16 protein-coding genes are annotated in these 18,823 nt (G+C 68.6%); 9 read left to right on the forward strand and 7 right to left on the reverse strand.

Translation table 11 applies throughout. From position 1 onward, the window contains the following. Positions 1 to 52: 52 nt before the first annotated feature. A complete protein-coding gene (mutL, locus tag JL100_RS05755) occupies positions 53 to 1,891 on the forward strand; it encodes a DNA mismatch repair endonuclease MutL (protein ID WP_202682079.1) in 1,839 nt (612 codons plus the stop codon). Between the two features lie 65 nt (positions 1,892 to 1,956). Here mutL and JL100_RS05760 read toward each other — a convergent pair whose 3' ends face one another. Next, positions 1,957 to 2,877 carry a DUF389 domain-containing protein gene (locus JL100_RS05760; protein ID WP_202682078.1) on the reverse strand — a complete coding sequence of 307 codons (921 nt, stop codon included), beginning with the start codon at positions 2,875 to 2,877 and terminating at the stop codon, positions 1,957 to 1,959. A gap of 511 nt (positions 2,878 to 3,388) precedes the next feature. Here JL100_RS05760 and JL100_RS05765 point away from each other — a divergent pair. Continuing rightward, positions 3,389 to 5,998 (forward strand): tetratricopeptide repeat protein, encoded by a 2,610-nt coding sequence (locus tag JL100_RS05765; RefSeq protein ID WP_228421312.1) that lies wholly within the window; start codon positions 3,389 to 3,391, stop codon positions 5,996 to 5,998. A gap of 1,055 nt (positions 5,999 to 7,053) precedes the next feature. Here the strand turns inward: JL100_RS05765 and JL100_RS05770 are convergent. Continuing rightward, a complete protein-coding gene (locus JL100_RS05770; RefSeq protein WP_228421095.1) occupies positions 7,054 to 8,238 on the reverse strand; it encodes a fumarylacetoacetate hydrolase family protein in 1,185 nt (394 codons plus the stop codon). Between the two features lie 215 nt (positions 8,239 to 8,453). On the opposite strand from JL100_RS05770, the gene JL100_RS05775 reads away from it, so the two are divergent. Beyond that, entirely contained in the window at positions 8,454 to 8,873 is a 420-nt protein-coding gene (locus JL100_RS05775) for an Hsp20/alpha crystallin family protein (RefSeq protein ID WP_201073120.1), read from the forward strand. A 9-nt stretch (positions 8,874 to 8,882) separates the two neighbouring features. Beyond that, entirely contained in the window at positions 8,883 to 11,279 is a 2,397-nt protein-coding gene (lon, locus tag JL100_RS05780; protein ID WP_202682076.1) for an endopeptidase La, read from the forward strand. A gap of 12 nt (positions 11,280 to 11,291) precedes the next feature. Here the strand turns inward: lon and JL100_RS05785 are convergent, their stop codons facing one another. Beyond that, complete coding sequence (locus tag JL100_RS05785) at positions 11,292 to 12,017, reverse strand: ThuA domain-containing protein (RefSeq protein ID WP_202682075.1); 726 nt, start codon at positions 12,015 to 12,017, stop codon at positions 11,292 to 11,294. 136 nt (positions 12,018 to 12,153) lie between these two features. Between JL100_RS05785 and JL100_RS05790 the strand changes: the two genes are divergently transcribed. Continuing rightward, positions 12,154 to 12,411 (forward strand): hypothetical protein, encoded by a 258-nt coding sequence (locus JL100_RS05790; protein ID WP_202682074.1) that lies wholly within the window; start codon positions 12,154 to 12,156, stop codon positions 12,409 to 12,411. Between the two features lie 3 nt (positions 12,412 to 12,414). Here the strand turns inward: JL100_RS05790 and JL100_RS05795 are convergent, their stop codons facing one another. Both JL100_RS05795 and JL100_RS36470 read right to left on the reverse strand, forming a co-directional pair. Next, on the reverse strand, positions 12,415 to 12,588 hold the full coding sequence (locus tag JL100_RS05795) for a hypothetical protein (protein WP_202682073.1): 174 nt from the start codon (positions 12,586 to 12,588) through the stop codon (positions 12,415 to 12,417). Positions 12,589 to 12,600: 12 nt separating this feature from the next. Continuing rightward, positions 12,601 to 12,732, reverse strand: coding sequence for a hypothetical protein (locus JL100_RS36470; RefSeq protein ID WP_267133602.1), 132 nt, complete (start codon positions 12,730 to 12,732; stop codon positions 12,601 to 12,603). Positions 12,733 to 12,787: 55 nt separating this feature from the next. Between JL100_RS36470 and JL100_RS05800 the strand changes: the two genes are divergently transcribed. The 3 genes from JL100_RS05800 to JL100_RS05810 all read left to right on the forward strand — a co-directional run bounded on the left by JL100_RS05800 (position 12,788) and on the right by JL100_RS05810 (position 16,962). Beyond that, entirely contained in the window at positions 12,788 to 13,912 is a 1,125-nt protein-coding gene (locus JL100_RS05800) for a polysaccharide pyruvyl transferase family protein (RefSeq protein ID WP_202682072.1), read from the forward strand. 28 nt (positions 13,913 to 13,940) lie between these two features. Continuing rightward, entirely contained in the window at positions 13,941 to 15,374 is a 1,434-nt protein-coding gene (locus JL100_RS05805) for an FAD-dependent oxidoreductase (RefSeq protein ID WP_202682071.1), read from the forward strand. Positions 15,375 to 15,570: 196 nt separating this feature from the next. Next, positions 15,571 to 16,962 (forward strand): peroxidase family protein, encoded by a 1,392-nt coding sequence (locus JL100_RS05810; RefSeq protein ID WP_202682070.1) that lies wholly within the window; start codon positions 15,571 to 15,573, stop codon positions 16,960 to 16,962. Positions 16,963 to 17,045: 83 nt separating this feature from the next. On the opposite strand, the gene JL100_RS05815 is transcribed toward JL100_RS05810, so the two are convergent. Together JL100_RS05815 and JL100_RS05820 are read right to left on the reverse strand one after the other, a co-directional pair. Further along, positions 17,046 to 17,795, reverse strand: coding sequence for a cold-shock protein (locus JL100_RS05815; RefSeq protein ID WP_202682069.1), 750 nt, complete (start codon positions 17,793 to 17,795; stop codon positions 17,046 to 17,048). 153 nt (positions 17,796 to 17,948) lie between these two features. Continuing rightward, positions 17,949 to 18,386, reverse strand: a complete 438-nt coding sequence (locus tag JL100_RS05820) for a nucleoside deaminase (RefSeq protein WP_202682068.1) — start codon at positions 18,384 to 18,386, stop codon at positions 17,949 to 17,951. A gap of 176 nt (positions 18,387 to 18,562) precedes the next feature. On the opposite strand from JL100_RS05820, the gene JL100_RS05825 reads away from it, so the two are divergent. Continuing rightward, positions 18,563 to 18,772 (forward strand): dodecin, encoded by a 210-nt coding sequence (locus JL100_RS05825; protein ID WP_201073093.1) that lies wholly within the window; start codon positions 18,563 to 18,565, stop codon positions 18,770 to 18,772. Positions 18,773 to 18,823: the final 51 nt, after the last annotated feature.

An 18,823-nucleotide genomic window follows, 5' to 3' on the forward strand; every position in this document is an offset into this window, starting at 1 on the left:
TTTTCGTCAATGGCTGGTGACAGGGGCGGCCGGGATGCGTACATGTTGATGCATGACAATCCGCCGCCTGCCTGAAACCCTGGTCAACCGCATCGCCGCCGGCGAAGTCGTCGAGCGCCCGGCCGCCGCGGTCAAGGAACTGGTCGAGAACGCCCTGGACGCCGGGGCGACCCGGATCGACGTGATCGTGCGCGATGGTGGCCGCTCGCTGATCGCGGTCACCGACGACGGCTGCGGCATGACCGGCGACGAGCTGGAACTGGCGGTCGAGCGCCACGCCACCTCCAAGCTGCCCGGCGAGGACCTGCTGAACATCGCGACCCTCGGCTTCCGGGGCGAGGCGCTGCCCTCGATCGGCGCGGTCAGCCGCATGACCATCACCAGCCGGGCCAGGGGGGCCGACAGCGCTTGGTGCATCTCCGTCGAGGGGGGCGCCAAGGGCGGGGTGGCCCCAGCGTCCCATCCGCAGGGCACCCGGATCGAGGTGCGCGACCTGTTCTACGCGACCCCGGCACGCCTGAAGTTCCTGAAGCAGCCGCGGACCGAGTTCGACCACGCGGTCGATGCGGTGGAGCGGCTGGCGATGGCCCATCCCGGCGTCTCCTTCTCCGTGTCGGGCGACGCGCGCACCCCGATACGCCTGTCCGCCTCCCAGGGCGAACTGCTGGACGCCCGCCTGACCCGCCTCGGCGCCCTGATGGGCCGGGAATTCTCCGACAACGCGATCCCGGTCGTCGCCGAACGCGGCGCGGTCAAGCTGACCGGGCATATCGGCCTGCCGACGCTCAACCGGCCGACCGCGCGCCACCAATACCTGTTCGTCAACGGCCGGCCGGTCCGCGACAAGCTGCTGGTCGGCGCCGTGCGGGGCGCCTATGCCGACTTCCTGGCCCGCGACCGCCACCCCATGCTGGCCCTGTTCCTGGACATCCATCCGGAGGAAGTGGACGTCAACGTCCACCCGGCCAAGGCGGAAGTCCGCTTCCGTGATTCGGCCCTGGTCCGCGGCCTGATCGTAGGCGCGCTCCGGCATGCGCTGGCCCAGGCGGGGCACCGCGCCTCCAACACCGTCGGCGCCGCGACCCTGGACGCCTTCACCCCGCGGACCGAAACCCCCGCCTTCCCGCAGCAGGCGCCGTCCCGGTTCGATTTCCAGTACGCCCCCGCCGGCGCCCGATCGTCCCACATCCCGCGCGACCTGGCGGAGGCGGTGTCGTCCTTCCAGGCGCCGCTGACCGGCTTTGCCTCCCAGCCCTCGGCCCGGCCGGCGACCGCGATGGCATTCGCTGCGGAGCAGGCCCCGCCGCCCGACCATCCCCTGGGCGCTGCGCGGGCGCAGCTCCACAACACCTACATCGTGGCCCAGACCGGCGATGGCATCGTGATCGTGGACCAGCACGCCGCCCACGAGCGGCTGGTCTACGAACGGGTCAAGCAGGCGCTGGTCGACGGCGGCGTCAAGCGCCAGGGACTGCTGATCCCCGAGGTGGTCGAACTGGACGAACCCTCCGCCGCCCGTCTGGTGGCGCGGGCCGACGAGCTGGCCGAGCTCGGCCTCGTGCTGGAGCCGTTCGGCGACGGCTGCGTGGTGGTGCGCGAGTTCCCGGCCCTGCTCGGCAAGGCCGACATCAAGGGCCTCGTGCGGGACCTGGCGGACGAACTGGCCGAACTGGGCGACGCCCTGAGCCTGCGCGAACGTCTCGACGCAGTCTGCTCGACCATGGCCTGCCACGGCTCCGTCCGCGCCGGCCGCAGCCTGAACCAGGACGAGATGAACGCCCTCCTGCGCCAGATGGAGGCCACGCCCCACAGCGGCCAGTGCAACCACGGCCGCCCGACCTACGTGGAGCTGAAGCTGTCCGACATCGAGCGGCTGTTCGGCCGGCGTTAGCCCGGCATCGCCAGTGCCGCGGCCCGACGCCCGGACCTCATCGAAACCACCGGGCAGGCCACTGATCAGCTCGGCCCGACGCGCTTGCGCCGATGCAGCAGCCGCTTCTTGGCGGCGAGGGTGATCCCGCCGGCCGAGAGAACGCAGAAGGCCTCGACGGCCCACCGCCCCAGGGCATCGATCGCGAGTTCGACATTGCCCGCGCCGAGCCCCATGCCGACCAGCGCCATGCTCGGCACCAGCGCAAGGGCGATCATGACGCCCGTGGCGAAGACGGTCTGCCGCGAAGACGTGATGACGCCACCCGCGATCCCGGCGATCAGCGAGGTCGCGACCCCCGTCGCCTCGACCTTCGACCAGTAGTTCACCCAGTGCAGGCTGGTCAGGTCGGAGACCGTGTTCCCGTGCAGCGCCAGGGCGAGGGCCATGCCGAGCGCCGCCCCGAACGCCAGCAGAAGGTATCCCGCGGCGGTCGACTTGATCCCCGCCATCATTCCGCCGCGATGCCCGAGCGCTCCGAAGGCGATGCGCAGCAAGGGCGCGAAACCCGGCGCGATCAGCATCGCTCCGATCACGACATGGAGGGTGTCCGTGACCAGCCCGAACGCGGCGACGGCTCCGGACAGGGTCATGAGGAGAAGATAGTTGATGGAGAGGTTCGACTCCCGCCGCAACAGCGACCCGACCTCCTCCCAGATGGCCTCGTTCCCCTCCTCGTCGAGGGGGCGCGCGTCGCCGGAGGAGATCACCACCGAAGGCTCGCTGACCGTGACCGATCCTGCCTCCAGCACTCCCATGGCGTCCAGGAGCCTGATCACGTCCAGGGCGGCATTGTTGGTCAGGTCCACGGTCAGGACATCGTCGTCGGACCCCATGGCGGCGCCTCGGTGCAGGGTGACGCTCGCGATCCCGGGCTGATCTCGCAGGCGTTCGGCTATGCGATTCCGCGTGTCGGGCGAGGTCGTGATGGTGATCGTGCGGGGCAATGTGCCCTCCATGCATCGGGGACGGGATCACCCCTAAACCGGTGGAGAGGCGTGTCGGGCACGCGAAGAGTGGCCGGAAATTCCATCATCACGTCGGCCCGCTTCCGGCCTGCCTTGAACGAGGCCGTTATGGAACAAAAAAGATTGGCCACAGATGCACGCAGATGAACGCAGATAAGTAATTTATAAATATCTGTGTTTATCTGCGTGTATCTGTGGCTAAACAAAAATACCTGTCGTGGACGACGCTGGGTCGGAAGGAAAGGATTTTGCCACAGATTTCAGTGATATACTCAGATGATCCGGTCCGTATCTATGTCCATCGCCGTAATCTGTGGCAGAAACCTGAATCACGCTTGCGTCCCTCCCGCTATCCCAGCCAGCGGTCGATGGCGAGCCGGGCCTTGGAGTTCCCGCGCGTGTCGGATCATGCGCCTATTTGGGAAGGGTTTTGCGCAATAATGCTCCCCATACGGTTACCCCGCTGCTATCCTGCGCGCATTGGTTGGCAATGCTGTTCCGGGCGGGGCGGACGATGGGCTGGGACTACGACATCTTCTTCAGCTACGCCCACGCCGACGGCAAGGCGGCACTGCCGGTCATCGAGGCGCTGCGGGCGCGGAACCTCCGCGTCTTCCACGACGACCGGGAGATCACGGACGGCCAGTCCATCGTCCGGCGAATCGTGGAGGGGCTTGGCCGCGCCCGGATGCTGGTGGCCTGGTACTCGGCCACGTACCCGACCCGCCGCGCCTGCCAGTGGGAGCTGACCTCCGCCCTGATCGCCGCCCGGCACGAGTTCCCCGACGGCAGGACGGTCGAGCACCGCATCCTGGCGCTGAACCCGGAAGCGGGCGCCGGGCACCTCCATCCGGCCGACATCCTGGCGAACAAATACGTCGATGCGCGCGGCATCCCGGCGGAGGAACTGGCCGCCCGGGCCGCCGCCCTGCTGGACGGGCTGGCCGGCAGCTTCGGCGAGATCCGGACGCTCGGCGGCCCGCGCTGGCACGGCGGCAACCCGCGCGCCGGGTCCAGCCGGTTCGTCGGCCGATTCCCCGACATGTGGCGGATCGACGAGCGCCTGTCGAAGAACCGGATCGCGCTGATTACCGGCGAAAGCGTCGGGCTGGTCCAGGTGCAGGGCATGGGTGGCATCGGCAAGACCCTGCTGGCGGAGGAATACGCCCGGCGCTTCGCCGCGGCCTATCCCGGCGGCATCTTCTGGCTCAACGCCGCCAGAGGGCAGGACCTCGGCGCGCAGCGTCAGGGCTTCGCCGGAAACCTCGGAATCGCCACCGCCGGCCTGGGACCGGAACAGGTCGAGGGCGCGCTGAAGGAGAAACTGGCCGACCTGGACGGCTACCTGTGGGTCGTGGACGACCTGCCGCCGGGCGCCGGCCCGGCCGACCTGAACGCCTGGAGCGCCCCGACCGCCAACGGCGCCACCCTTGTCACCACCCGCGGCACCGGGCTGGGCGGCACGGGCTTCGTCCACCGGCTGGGACTGCTGTCGGACACCGAGGCCCACGAACTTCTGACCGGCCGCCGGCCCCCGCGCACCGACGCGGAGCGGGCGACGGCGCGGGAGATGCTGGATCTCCTGGGCAACCACGCCCTGGCGGTCGACGTGGCGGGTGCCGCCGTCGAGATGCTGGGCTATGCAGCCTTCCGCGACCGGCTGCGCGATCCCGCCGAGGACGCGACGGAACTTGCCGCCGAACTGGCCGACGACCTGCCGACCGGCCACGCCCGGCAGATCGCGGCCACCCTGCTGACCAGCATCGACCGGCTGGACGCGGCCGGCCTCCGCTTCCTGCACCTCGCCGCCCTGCTGGCCCCGGCACCGATCCCCCTGTCCTTGTCGGCCGATGTCTTCGCCCGGCTGCCCGGCGGCGCTGATGGCTTGGCCGAGGCCGCCCGCGCCGTCAAGGCGGCCACGCGGGAAGCCCTGGCCGAACACATCCCGGGCGACGGGGAGGATGACGGCGACGCCGCCTCGGTCCACGTGCTGGTCAGCCGCACCCTGCGCTTCCACAAGGGCGCCCCGCCGCCCGCCATGCGCGACGCCGCCTTGGCGGCGCTGACCGAGGCGATGGAGGAGGCCGGCGACATCCGCAACCATGCCACCCTGCTGCCCCTGGTCCCCCACGCCCGCGCCCTGACCGAAGACCTGCCGGATGCCCCGGCAGCCACGCTCCTGGGGTGGCTTGGTAGCTTCAACCGTGTACGGGGAGCCTACGCCGATGCGGCGGCGGATTTCCATCGAACAGTTGATGCAAGCAAAAGCCTGCTGGGCGCCGAGCATCCCGCCACCCTGCGCAGCATGAGCAATCTGGCCGAAACACTCCGGGCACAGGGCGATCACGGCGGCGCCTGGGCACTCCAGGAGCAGGTGCTGGCGCTCACCCGCTGGGTGCTGGGCGCCGAGCATCCCGCCACCCTGATCAGCATGAACAATCTGGCCGCAACGCTCTGGGCACAGGGCGACCACGGCGGCGCCCGGGCGCTCGAAGAGCAGGTGCTGGCGCGCCGCCGCTGGGTGCTGGGCGACGAGCATCCCGACACCCTGCGCAGCATGAACAATCTGGCCGAAACACTCCGGGCACAGGGCGACCACGGCGGCGCCCGGGCGCTCCAGGAGCAGGTGCTGGCGCTCCGCCGCCGGGTGCTGGGCGACGAGCACCCCGACACGCTCAGCAGCATGAACAATCTGGCCGCAACGCTCCGGGCACATGGCGACCATGGCAGCGCCCGGGCGCTCTACGAGCAGGTGCTGGCGCTCTTCCGCCGGGTGCTGGGCGACGAGCATCCCGACACCCTGACCAGCATGAACAATCTGGCCGAAACGCTCCGGACACAGTGCGACCACGGCGGCGCTCGGGCGCTCCACGAGCAGGTGCTGGCGCTCCGCCGCCGGGTGCTGGGCGACGAGCATCCCGATACCCTGACCAGCATGAACAATCTGGCCCGAGTGCTCCTGCATCTCGGTGATGCTCAGGGAGCGCGGGCGCTGGCGGCCGAGGCGTTGCCCGTCGCGTTGCGGAAATACGGGCGCGCGCCCGGGCTTTCGCGAGCCTTGATCGCCTTGGCTGAGCATCTCGGCGTGCCCATGCCGTAGTCCGCCGCCCGGCGCTGATCTTCGGACGGGAGGCGCCGAGCCCGCTTTCGGCAGGATCGCCTCGGCCGATAAGCGCGGGTCAATAATCGGTTGTTCGACCTTAGGTTGGGTAGAGCGAAGAGGCACCCAATGAAGCCGGAGCGTCGCTGTCGGCTATCGCTTCGCGATGAGAAAACTACCGGTTTAAGCGGTTTCCGGACAGGTTGAACCGCACCGGTCCATCCAGCCTGCCGTTCCATTCGCCGCGATGCGTTGGGCCCCGGTCCAACCTATGGTTTGATGCAGGGCAGAAGTGATGCAAATCGTCAATCGTAGGTTGGGCCGAGGCCCAACGCATCGGCCCGGCTGCCACGGCCGGATCGACCTGATTGGGCACGGCTCTAACCAAGGCGCTGCCTTACGTGGAGGGGCGGCGTCCCGCCGCCCATGGTGCGCGGGACGTGCACCCTCCCCCCCGGAGCGTTGCTGTCGGCTATCGCTTCGCTGGAGCCGACCTACAGGGTACCGAGGGTGCCATGCCTCTACTCGGCCGGTCCCTACCAAACGAGCGTCGATCGCCCGATGGCACCGCGCGGACCAACCTGCCGCAGCACGCCCCAGGAAAGTATTCCTTCACCAGTTCCCGCTATGCTTCGGCGTGCGCCTCGCGCCGGATCTTTGCATAGTGAATACGGACCCCGACGCGGGCGACACCGCGCCGGAAGCGCCCGTGGCTGGTCCCGCGAACCGGAAGCACGCGCCCCGCCGCGTCGTTTGTTGACATTCGCGTACATTCCCCGGGGGGAGGGGGGCGAGCCGCAGTCGCGCCTTTCCCCGCGTCCCGCCCCCGAGGATGTAGACGAATCATGACATCTGCCCCGGTTCACACCCGCTCCGCCGGCCCCCGCCGGGCCGGGTCCGGTACCGACGCCCGCAACAACACCACGGCCTCACCGCGTCGTTTGTTGACATTCGCGTACATTCCCCGGGGGAGGGGGCGAGCCGCCGGCGCGCCATCCCCGCGACCCGCTCCGCCGTCCCCCCCGGATGCTGACGGATGCTGACATCCGCCCCCGTCAGATCCGGTCCGCCAGCCCCCGCCGCGCCAGGTTGGCGACCAGCGCCCGCACGCCGAATTCCCACTTCGGCGCCTTGTCGCTCGTCGTCACCCGGTTGACCAGCGCCCCCAGCTTCGGCGTCGCGATCCGCACCACGTCGCCCACCTTGTGGGTGAAGCCGGCGCCCGGTTCGTCGCGGTCCTCCACGGGGGCGAACATGGTGCCCAGGAACAGCACGAAGCCGTCCGGGTACTGGTGGTTGGCGCCGATCGCCTGTTCGACCAGGTCCAGCGGGTCGCGGCTGATCTTCGCCATGTTGCTGCTGCCGGTCAGGGTGTAGCCCTCGGGGCCTTCCACCGTCATCGCCAGCTCGGCGCGCCGCACGTCGTCGATGCCGAACGTGTCGTCGAACAGGCGGATGAACGGGCCGATCGCGCAGGAGGCGTTGTTGTCCTTCGCCTTGCCCAGCAGAAGCGCGCTGCGGCCTTCCATGTCGCGCAGGTTCACGTCGTTGCCCAGGGTGGCGCCGACGGTCTTCCCGGCGGACGACACCGCCAGCACGATCTCCGGCTCCGGGTTGTTCCAGGTGGAGGCCGCCAGGATGCCGATCTCCGCCCCGGTGCCGACCGAGGCCATGGGCTGGGTCTTGGTGAAGATCTCGGCGTCGGGGCCGATGCCGACCTCCAGGTACTGGGACCAGACGCCGCGCTCGATCAGCAGTTCCTTCAGCCGGGTGGCGCTGTCGGAGCCGGGCTGGATCTCCGACAGGTCGGTGCCCAGCGCGTCCATCATGGTCTTGCGCACCGCCTCGGCCTTGCCGGCGTCGCCCCGGGCCTGTTCCTCGATCACCCGCTCCAGCAGGCTCGCCACGAAGGTCACGCCGCTCGCCTTCACCGCCTGAAGGTCGATCGGGCACAGGAACCACGGCTTCGACGGATCGCAGGCGTCGTGGGCGCTGTTCGCCAGGATCGCGGCAAGGTCGCCGATGCGCGGCAGGTCCGACGATTTCCGGACCAGCGCCGCCGGGTCGTCGGCGTCCAGCAGGGTGCTCATGGTCGGGGCCAGGGCGGTCAGGTCGTAGACGCCGTCCTCGCGGACCACGACCACGGCCGGGCCGGCATCGAGCTGGACTCGGCCGACCAGGGTTCCGGCGCAGCCGTCTTCCGGCAGGCATGTCTCGGGATTCAGCAGAAGGCTATTCACTCGGGTTCCTCCACGCGCGCCCTCGGGCGCGGCTTTCTTGTTCTGACACCAATCACAGCGATCAGGGATTCAAGTGGACATACCAATCCGTCCAATGACCCCGCGTCAACCATGGAATGCGCCATACGCCGGTCTGGCGCCGTGCCATCCCCTCGACATCGCCTGTTGGATGCCCACTTGACATAACGACGAACGTTTGAGGAGGCAAAGGCCCGATGCCCTCGCGTGATCCCCGAATCTGGATGTGGGCGGAAGCTCTCGACATGATGGACAAGGCGGAGCGGATGCGCCGCCAGTTCTTCCAGCCCGGCTCTCCCGGGAACCCCGGCGCCGCGCGCCGCCCGACCTGGCAGCCGCCGGTCGACCTGATCGAGACCGCCGAGGAATATTTGGTCGTCGTGGCGCTGCCCGGCGTCCGGCCCGATCAGGTCCAGGTCGTGATCGACGGCGGCGTGCTGATCGTCGTCGGCGAGCGGGCCTTGCCGGTCGGCGACCGCGCCGGCCTGATCCACCGCATGGAAATACCCCACGGCCGGTTCGAACGGCACATCGAGCTGCCGCCCGGCCCGCTCGAACTGGGCCGGCGCGAACTCGCCGACGGCTGCCTTGTGCTGTCCCTGCGCAAGGCCGGCTGAGGAGCTGACATGGCGACATTCACCCTGAACGACACCACCCCCGCCGCCGCCAACGGCGATCCCGCCGCCAACCCGGCCAATACCCCCGAGAACACCCTGGCCCTCCCGGAAGACGCGATCGCGATCGTCTCGGTGCGCAACCTCGTGCTGTTCCCCGGCGCCGTCCTGCCGATCACGGTCGGCCGCCCGCGCACGATCGCGGCGGCCCAGAACGCGGTGCGTTCCGAGAAGCCGTTCGGCGTCGTGCTCCAGCGCGACGAGACGGTGGACGAGCCGACCGGCCTCGACCTCCACCGGGTCGGCACCGTGGGCGGCGTCCTGCGCTACCTGACCGCCCCCGACGGCACCCACCATGTGGTGACCCAGGGGCAGCAGCGGTTCCGCGTGCTGGAATATCTCGACGGCTACCCGTTCCTGGTCGCCCGCGTCCAGATGATGCCGGAGCCGGAGGCCACGGACACCGAGATCCAGGCCCGCTTCTACAACCTGCGGCAGCAGGCGGTCGAGGCGGTCCAGCTCCTGCCCCAGGCCCCGCAGGAGTTGCTGGCCGCCGTCCAGAACATCCCGACCGCGTCGGCGCTGGCCGACATGGTCGCCAGCTACATGGACCTGAAGCCGGAAGAGAAGCAGGAGGTGCTGGAGACCTTCGACCTCGCCCGCCGGCTGGAGAAGGTCGGCAATTTCCTCGCCCACCGCATCGAGGTGCTGCGCCTGTCCCGGCGGATCAGCGAGCAGACCAAGGAGACCATGGACGAGCGCCAGCGCGAATACGTGCTGCGCGAACAGCTCCGCACCATCCAGAAGGAACTGGGCGAGACCGACGCCAAGCAGGTCGAGATCCAGGAACTGACCGAGGCCATCGCCAAGGCCGGGATGCCGCCGGAGGTCGAGACCCAGGCGACCAAGGAACTGCGCCGGCTGGAGCGCATGCCCGAGGCCGCCGGCGAGTACGGCATGATCCGGACCTACCTGGACTGGCTGATCGAGCTGCCCTGGTCGAAGCTGAGCGAGACCTCGATCGACATCGCCGCCGCCCGCCGCATCCTGGACGAGGACCATTACGGGCTGGAGAAGGTCAAGCGCCGCATCCTGGAGTTCCTGGCGGTGCGCAAGCTGAACCCGGAAGGCCGCAGCCCCATCCTGTGCTTCGTCGGCCCGCCCGGCGTCGGCAAGACCTCGCTCGGCCAGAGCATCGCGCGGGCGACCGAGCGCGCCTTCGTCCGGGTCAGCCTGGGCGGATTGCACGACGAGGCGGAGATCCGCGGCCACCGCCGGACCTATGTGGGCGCCTTGCCGGGCACGGTGATCCAGTCGCTGCGCAAGGCCGGCACCCGCAACCCGGTGATGATGCTGGACGAGATGGACAAGCTGGGCCAGGGCTTCCACGGCGACCCCTCGGCGGCGCTGCTGGAGGTCCTCGACCCGGAGCAGAACGGTACCTTCCGCGACAACTACCTGGGCGTGCCGTTCGACCTCAGCCGGGTCATGTTCATCGCGACCGCCAACGTGCTGGAGAACATCCCCGGCCCCCTGCGCGACCGGATGGAGGTGATCGACCTGCCCGGCTACACCGAGGAGGAAAAGCTCGAGATCGCCAAGCGCTACCTGATCCGCCGCCAGCTCGAAACCAACGGCCTGACCGCGGAACAGGCCGGCATCACCGACGACGCGATCCGGGAAATCATCCGCTTCTACACGCGGGAGGCCGGCAACCGGAACCTGGAACGGCTGATCGGCGGCGTCTTCCGCAATGTCGCGATGCGGATCGCCGAGGGGACGATCTCCAACATCATCGTCGAGCCGGGCCATCTGCCGGAGATCCTGGGTCCCCACCGGTTCGAGAGCGAAACCGCCATGCGGACCAGCGTCCCCGGCGTGGCGACCGGGCTCGCCTGGACGCCGGTCGGCGGCGACATCCTGTTCATCGAGGCGACCCGGACGCCGGGCAACGGGCGGCTGATCCTGACCGGCCAGCTCGGCGACGTGATGAAGGAGAGCGCGCAGGCGGCGCTCAGCCTGGTGAAGTCCAGGCCGGAAGTGGTCGGTCCGGAGCCGGTGGAGTTCGACAAGTTCGACATCCACGTCCACGTGCCGGCCGGTGCCATCCCCAAGGACGGCCCCAGCGCCGGCGTCGCCATGTTCATGGCGCTGGTCTCGCTGCTGACCGGCCGGACGATCCGCAGCGACATCGCCATGACCGGCGAGATCAGCCTGCGCGGGCTGGTGCTCCCCGTCGGCGGCATCAAGGAGAAGGTGCTGGCGGCCCAGCGCGCCGGGATCACCACCGTCATGCTGCCGGCGCGCAACCGCCGGGACTACGAGGAGATCCCGGAAGCCGCCCGCAACGCGCTCGAGTTCGTCTGGCTGGAACGGGTGGACGACGCCATCGCGGCGGCGCTGACCTGAACGGGCACAGCTCTAAATCGGCTCCAGGGGGGCGCTGCGGCCGAACTGCCGCGGCGCCACGTCGCGCGGGGCGGCCCAGCGCACCGCGTTGGCGATCACCCGCTGGACGGTCGGGTGGTGGTACGTGGGATAGGTCTCGTGGCCGGGACGGAAATAGAAGATCCGTCCCTGGCCCCGGGTATAGCAACAGCCGCTGCGGAACACCTCCCCGCCCTGGAACCAGCTGACGAAGACCAGCTCCTCCGGCGGCGGGATGTCGAACGGCTCGCCGTACATCTCCTCCGGCTGAAGGTCGAAATGCTCAGGCACGCCCTCGGCGATCGGGTGGCCTCGGGCGACCAGCCACAGCCGCTCCCGCTCGCCGGCGACCCGGTGCTTCAGGTGGCAGGTGGTGCCCATCAGCCGGACGAAGATCTTCGAGAAGTGGGAGGAGTGCAGGGGGATCAGCCCCATCCCGTCCAGCACCCGCTTCCAGACCCGCTCGACCACCGCGTCGTCCACGTCGCGGTGGTGCCGGTGGCCCCACCACAGCAGCACGTCGGTGCCGGCCAGCACCTCCTCGGTCAGGCCATGCTCCGGCTCGTCCAGGGTGGCGGTGCGGACCTCGTGGCCGGCGGCGCGCAGGGGGGCCGCCAGCGCCTCGTGCATGCCGTCGGGATAGAGGGCTGCCACCTCGGGATTGGCTTTCTCGTGGCGGAACTCGTTCCAGATCGTGACCCGGAGGGGCTTGCCGTTCATCGCGCTTCCTGTCTTACGGCCCGGATTCGCTGCGCTGCACAAACGAGCGGTCTGGGCGTTGGAACTTAAGCCCGTCCCGCTGGTTGCACGACGAACCCACCACATCATAGATCTCTGGCATCGGGAGACCAAGTCCATGGGGCTTTTCAGACATCGCCCGAAGCCGATCGAGCATCTGCGCCGAGACGCGCGGACGCCGAACGGCACGATCTGGACCTGCTTCGCCACCCCCGCGGAGGAGGAAGCCCTGGAGGAACCGGAGGTCGTGGACAACAGCTATCAGCTGAATCCCGGCGATATCGTCAACGTGAAGCCGTGCCGAAGCCGCCGGCGCTTCAGCATCCGGGTCAGGGACCGGCACGACGCCGTGGTGGCGATCTCCAGGATACGCTGAGACCTAGGCCTCGACCGTGTCCAGCAGTTTCTGCAACTCGGCGATGGTCCGGTCGTAATCGGCCTTCGCCGCCTTGGAGGGAGTGGAGGCCTTATGCTCGTAAAGCTTGGTGATGTAATCCCTCAGCGCGCCGGCCACGTGTCCGCGCAGTTCTCCCTCGATGGTGACGGTCGTCATGGGGCGGCGTCCTCAGGCTGTGATGACGAGGAGCAGCAGGATCGCGATCGCGATCGAGGACAGCACGATCACGTGGTTCATGTTGTTTTCCATGGGGATCTCCTGGAGCAAGGCTTCATTGAACGGGCGTTCAGATTCAATCACCCGCCGGGGCCGATTGTTCCCTGTCTCCCGAGCCCGGCCAGGAAAAGGTGAGATTTTGCCCATAGTCGGGATATCGGGCTCCTATGGCGGGTTGAACCTGGGTGACGAGGCGATCCTCGCCTCGGCCATCGTCCAGTTGCGGAGCGCCTTGACCGGCGTGGAGATCGTCGCCTTCTCCCGCAATGCCGATCACACCCGGGCCAACCAGGACGTCGACCGCGCGATCAATCCCCGCACGGCACTCCGCGACGAGATCATCCCGGAGGTCGAGCGGTTGGACGTCCTGCTGCTGGGCGGCGGCGGTATCCTCTACGACACGGAGGCGCGGACCTACCTGCGCGAGGTGGTGATCGCCCAGGCCCGCAACGTCCCGACCTTCGCCTTCTCGATCGGCATCGGCCCGCTGAAAGGGGCCGAGGAGCGGGCGGCGGTCCGCGACGGCATGAACATGATGGCCGGAATCACCGTGCGGGAAATCGGCGCCAAGCGGCTTCTGGAGGAGATCGGCTGCACCCGGCCGGTGACGGTGACGGCGGACCCGGCCCTGCTGCTGGATCCGGCCCCCTTCACCGACGACATGCTGCGCACGGAGGGCATCCCGGCCGACCGCCGCCTGATCGGCCTGTCGATCCGAGAGCGCGGCGCCGGGGCGCCCGACCTGGACGCCGGCGGCTACCATGGCCTGCTGGCCCAGGCCGCCGATTTCATCGTCCACCGCTATGACGCCCAGGTGGTGTTCGTCCCCATGGAACGCGCCGACCTGCGGGAGGCGCACCAGGTGATCGCCGCCATGTCCTCGCCGCACTGCGCCAGCGTGCTGCGGGGCTTCTATTCTCCCCGCCAGATCCTGGGGCTGATGGGGCATTTCCAGTTCGCCCTGGGCATGCGGTTGCACTTCCTGATCTTCGCCGCCATCTCCGGGGTGCCGCTGATGGCCTTGCCCTATGCGAGCAAGGTTGCGGATTTCCTCGACGCCCTGGGCGTGCCCCGGCGCGCCGGTGTCCACGAGGACAGTGCCGGCTCCATGCTGGCGGCGCTGGACCGGCTGTGGGACAACCGGGACGACCATTGCCGGGAGGTGCGGGAGCGGATCGTCCTGCTCCAGGACCAGGCGCGCCGCACCGTGCCGCTGCTGGTCGAGACGCTGAACCTTCGGTCCGCGGCGCCTGTTGACTCTTGATGTAATTATTCCTAAGTTGGAGGCGTAAATGCCTGTCCTGCGGCCTTCCCCCGATGCAGGCCCCAACCGGCCCACCATCCCGCTGCCGCCCCGCCGGGCGATCCTGGCCGGCACCGCCGACGTGCTGGTGATCGGGGGAGGCCCGGCCGGCATGGGCGCCGCGCTGGGGGCGGCCTGGGCCGGGGCCGACGTGGTGATGGTCGAACGGCACGGGTTCCTGGGCGGGAACGCGACCGCCGCGCTGGTGATGCCCTTGATGTCTTTCCACACCCAGCGCGGCGCGCCTGCCGATGTTGACAATACCCGGCTCATGCCGTCCGACCATGGTCCGGGCGAGCCGATCGTGGCCGGGGCATTGGCATCGTTCCTGGAGCGGCTGATCGGGGCGGGCGGCGCCATCCCGCCTTCCGGCGCCACCGGCTACACCGTGCCGTTCGACCCCGAGACCTACAAGGTCGTGGCGCAGGAGGTGGTCGAGGAAGCCGGGGTCAAGCTCCTCTACCACGCCTTCGCGTCGGGTATCCTGGGCGAGCCGGGACGGCCGGAGGGCGTCGTGTTCGAGACCAAGTCGGGTCCGGTCGCGGTCCGGGCCGGCACCATCATCGACTGCACCGGCGACGGCGACGTGGCGGCGCTCGCCGGGGCCCGCTTCGATGTCGGGCGGGACGGCGACGGCCGGGTGCAGCCGATGACGCTGATGTTCCGGGTCGGCGGCTTCGACCGGCAAGCCTTCGCGGATTATGTCCGGGCGCATCCCGACCAGTGGCGCGGCGTCCATGGCTTGTGGGACCTGATCGCCAAGGCCACGGCCGACGGCGAACTGGACCTGCCGCGCGAGGACATCCTGTTCTTCGCGACGCCGCACGAGGGCGAGATCGCCGTCAACAGCACCCGGGTCACCGGCGTGCTGGGCACCGACGTCTTCGACCTGACGGAGGCGGAACGGCTGGGCAAGGTTCAGATGGGCCGGATCGCCCGCTTCCTGCGCGGCTATGTTCCCGGTTTCGGGAAGTCCTACGTGATCCAGAGCGGCGTCACGGTCGGCGTGCGCGAGACCCGGCGGATCGTCGGAGACTACCGCATGACCGCCGACGACGTGCTGGAGGCCCGGAAGTTCGACGACGGCATCGCCCGCGGTTCCTACCCGATCGACATCCACAACCCGGCCGGCAAGGGCACGGTCTTGAAGCGCCTGCCGCTCGGCGAATACTACGAGATCCCCTTGCGCTGCCTGCTGCCGCAGGGCGTCGACCGGCTGATGGTGGCCGGCCGCTGCATCTCCGGCAGCCACGAGGCCCATTCCTCCTACCGCGTGACGCCGACGGCCATGGCCACCGGGCAGGCGGCCGGGATCTGCGCCGCCCTGGCCGCGCGGCAGGGAGGAGCGGCGCGCCAGATGCCGGCGATCGAAGTCCAGCGGGAATTACGCCGCCAGGGAGCCAGCCTGCGCGATCCGGCCTGAACCGGTCTGCAACAGTTACTATCGGAAGCAATCAAATCGGCTTCTATAAGGAATTACCGCAGGCGAAGTCTTCATGGACTTCGTAATTGGTATTATTTTGCATTGCTACCCTGTTGTGTCGAGTCAATACTGTTCGATGACTTCTCGGATCATCTGCCAGTTCTGTGGCAAAAAATCAATCCAGAGGGAGAGTCGAATGGCACCCGTCATGCAGCATGGCATCGTGGTTCCCGAAGCCCTGGCCGATCATCTCAAGATGAAGCTCAATCGCGAGGGGCCGTTCGATTACATGATCGAACAGGGCGGCGTCATCCCGAACCTGGAAGATCTCACCCTGCTCGAAACCTTCCTGCGCGACAGCGTCGGCGCGGAGAACGACAGCAGGAGCATTCCGGCCGGCTTCACCTTCCTGGGGCAGTTCATCGACCATGACATCACCCTGATGGAACTGAAGATGAACCAGGACGACCTGTCCCGGCGCTTCCCCGTCAACGCGTTCGTAAACCGGCGCACGCCCTTCTTCGAACTGGACTCCGTCTACGGCCTGGGCCTGGAGGCGCAGGGTTCGGGCGAGATCCTGTTCCACCCCAGCGGCAAGTTCCGCCTGGGCACCGATACCGGCGGGATCGAACAGGACGTGCCCCGCGATGCGGAGACGGAACGGGCGCTGATCGGCGACCCCCGGAACGACGAGAACAAGATCATCCAGCAGATCCACAACCTGTTCCAGCGCCTGCACAACCGGTTCATCGACGAGGGGCAGGGCTATGCCGACGCGCGCCTCTCGGTCATGCGCCATTACCAGTACATGATCCTGAACGACTATCTGGCGCGGACCATCCGCAAGGACGTGCTGGAATGGGTGATCGAGCACCAAGCGCCGGCCTATCGCGCCCTCAGCGCGCGGCATGGCGGCGTCCCCGTCATGCCGTTGGAGTTCTCGGTGGCGGCGTTCCGCTTCGGCCACAGCCAAGTCCGCGGCGGCTATGCCCTGAACGACCAGTTCGGTGCCGCCATCTTCAGCGACAATCCCGCCGTCCCGGATCTCAACGGCGGCCGGAAGCTGGAGCCGCGCCAGGCCATCGACTGGAAGTTCTTCTTCGGTACGATCGGCGAAGGCTCGGTCGTCCAGCCGAGCCGGCGCATCGACCCGCTGCTGTCACCGGCGCTGCGGCTGCTGAAATCACCCGGCATCCCGGACGCCACGGTGGACAGCCAGGCCAGCCCGCGCTCGCTCGCCAAGCGCAACCTGTTCCGCGCCGCCCAGACGGGGCTGATCAGCGGCCAGTCCGCGGCGGCCGCGTTCGGCTACAAGCCGATCGCCGACGACCAGCTCGGCCTCGACATCGTGCCGCCCCCGGCCGGCCAGAAGCTGATCCGGCACACCCCGCTCTGGTACTATGTCCTCCAGGAGGCGCATGTGCAGGAGGACGGCCAGCGCCTGGGCGAAGTCGGCAGCCGCATCCTGGCCGAAACCTTCGTCGGCGGCATGCTGGCGGCCCACTACTCGGTGCTCAAGGACGGCTGGAAACCCGCCAATCCTGCCCTCGGCACCATGGAAGGCATCGCGGCGCACGTCACGGGCTGACGGCCCCGGCGGCGCGGGCATGAAAAAGGCGATGCGGGCATCATGCCCGCATCGCCCCGACCTGCCTAGGTGACCGGATACCGTCAGAGCGTTTCGATGCTGACGGCTTCCAGGCCCTTCTGACCCTGCTGGACCTTCATCCGCACGCGCTGGTTTTCCTGCAGCGCGCCGACGCCGGACCGCTCGACGGCGGTGATATGGACGAAGACATCCTTGCCGCCGCTGTCGGGAGCGACGAAGCCGAAGCCCTTGGTGGTGTTGAACCACTTCACGGTGCCCTCGACCTCCTCGGCCGGGCCGGAGCTGCGGTCGGCGTAACCGCCGCGGTCGTTGCCGTAGCCGCCGCGATCCTGGCCATAGCCGCCACCGCCGTAGCCGCCGCGGTCATTGCCGTAGCCGCCGCGGTCCTGGCCGTAGCCACCGCGATCCTGGCCATAGCCGCCACCGCCGTAGCCGCCACGGTCGTTGCCGTAGCCGCCGCGGTCCTGGCCGTAGCCGCCGCGCGCGGGGGCGCCCATGCGTCCGGCGGGGCGGGCGGCGTCGTCACGGCGCGGGCGCGGGGAAGCGGTCGTGGTGTCCACGTCGTAGATCCGGCTGACCTGATTGCCCTTCTGGCCCTGGACCAGATCGACCACGACCGTCGAGCCCTCGGGCAGACGGTCATGACCGACCGCCGTCACCGCCGAAGCGGGCAGGAACGCGTCGGGAGACCCGTCGTCGGGCGCGACGAAACCGAACCCCTTGTTGGGGTCGAACCACTTTACGGTCGCCTTGATCTTTTCGGCGACGGGAGTTTGCTGCTGGAAGGAATGACGCGGGGCGTTGAAGCGCATGGGATAGCCGATCCGTGGAGTCTCACGAAGAACGCATTTTGTCCGCCGAACACGTCAAAAGGGTCACGGTCTCCCATGCCCCTCGGGTCAGATCTTGCCTACCCATCCCTGCCATGCCCTGCAACAAAACGCGCCTACAACCAATTATTACAGTCACGAGCGCCGCTTTCGGAAAAAGTCCCTCAGCAGCTCCGCCGCCCGGCGCTCATCCAGCCCGCCATAAGTCTCGGGAACGTGGTGGCAAGTCGCCCGGTGGAAGAAGCGAGGTCCGTGCTCGACCCCGCCGCCTTTTACATCATAGGCCCCGAAGTACACTCGGCGCAACCGAGCAAAACTGATTGCCGCGGCGCACATGCCGCAAGGCTCCAAGGTCACATATAGATCACAGTCCGGCAGGCGCGGTTCGGCACGCAAAGCGCATGCGGACCGGATCGCCAGCATCTCGGCATGGGCCGTCGGATCGGCCAGTTCCTCGGTCCGGTTCCCCGCCGACGCGAGCACCCGACCGGTCGAAGTCTCGACGATCACCGCGCCGACCGGAACCTCCCCGCGCGCGGCGGCATCCTCCGCCTCGGCAAGGGCGAGCGCCATGGGGGACGGTGTCGGGGGAAGCCTGATCATGGGGCAGACTGGCCGGCCGGCCGGGGCGGCGTCAAGGGGACGGCGCACCGGCAAACTTGCCGCACCCCGCGTTCCGCGCGGCACCGTTGCGCCGCAGCGCGAGGTCTGCCCATGCTTCAACCTCAACCCCCAGGGAGCATTCCGGCATGAGCGACCACATCTACCAGAAGATCGAGATCATCGGATCGTCCTCCATCAGCATCGAGGACGCGATCCAGGGAGCGGTCGCACGCGCCGCCAAGATGCACGACCACCTCAACTGGTTCGAGGTGGTCGAGACGCGCGGCCATATCTCGGGCGGCAAGGTCGCCCATTACCAGGTCGTCATCAAGGTCGGCTTCCGGCTGGAAGACTGACCGCCGGAAGAGGCCGTCCCTTGCGGCGGTGCCGCCGGCCCCGTAATGTCG

Source organism: Skermanella mucosa, assembly GCF_016765655.2.
GTDB classification, from domain to species: Bacteria; Pseudomonadota; Alphaproteobacteria; order Azospirillales; family Azospirillaceae; genus Skermanella; species Skermanella mucosa.

Excerpts from the sequence above, each read along its gene's own strand:
- JL100_RS05775 (WP_201073120.1), top strand. The coding sequence starts at position 8,454 with ATGCCCTCGCGTGATCCCCGAATCTGGATGTGGGCGGAAGCTCTCGAC.
- JL100_RS05820 (WP_202682068.1), bottom strand. The coding sequence starts at position 18,386 with ATGGCGCTCGCCCTTGCCGAGGCGGAGGATGCCGCCGCGCGCGGGGAG.
- lon (WP_202682076.1), top strand. The coding sequence starts at position 8,883 with ATGGCGACATTCACCCTGAACGACACCACCCCCGCCGCCGCCAACGGC.
- JL100_RS05810 (WP_202682070.1), top strand. The coding sequence starts at position 15,571 with ATGGCACCCGTCATGCAGCATGGCATCGTGGTTCCCGAAGCCCTGGCC.
- JL100_RS05765 (WP_228421312.1), top strand. The coding sequence starts at position 3,389 with ATGCTGTTCCGGGCGGGGCGGACGATGGGCTGGGACTACGACATCTTC.
- JL100_RS05790 (WP_202682074.1), top strand. The coding sequence starts at position 12,154 with ATGGGGCTTTTCAGACATCGCCCGAAGCCGATCGAGCATCTGCGCCGA.
- JL100_RS05815 (WP_202682069.1), bottom strand. The coding sequence starts at position 17,795 with ATGCGCTTCAACGCCCCGCGTCATTCCTTCCAGCAGCAAACTCCCGTC.
- JL100_RS05785 (WP_202682075.1), bottom strand. The coding sequence starts at position 12,017 with ATGAACGGCAAGCCCCTCCGGGTCACGATCTGGAACGAGTTCCGCCAC.
- JL100_RS05825 (WP_201073093.1), top strand. The coding sequence starts at position 18,563 with ATGAGCGACCACATCTACCAGAAGATCGAGATCATCGGATCGTCCTCC.
- JL100_RS05795 (WP_202682073.1), bottom strand. The coding sequence starts at position 12,588 with ATGACGACCGTCACCATCGAGGGAGAACTGCGCGGACACGTGGCCGGC.
- JL100_RS05805 (WP_202682071.1), top strand. The coding sequence starts at position 13,941 with ATGCCTGTCCTGCGGCCTTCCCCCGATGCAGGCCCCAACCGGCCCACC.
- mutL (WP_202682079.1), top strand. The coding sequence starts at position 53 with ATGACAATCCGCCGCCTGCCTGAAACCCTGGTCAACCGCATCGCCGCC.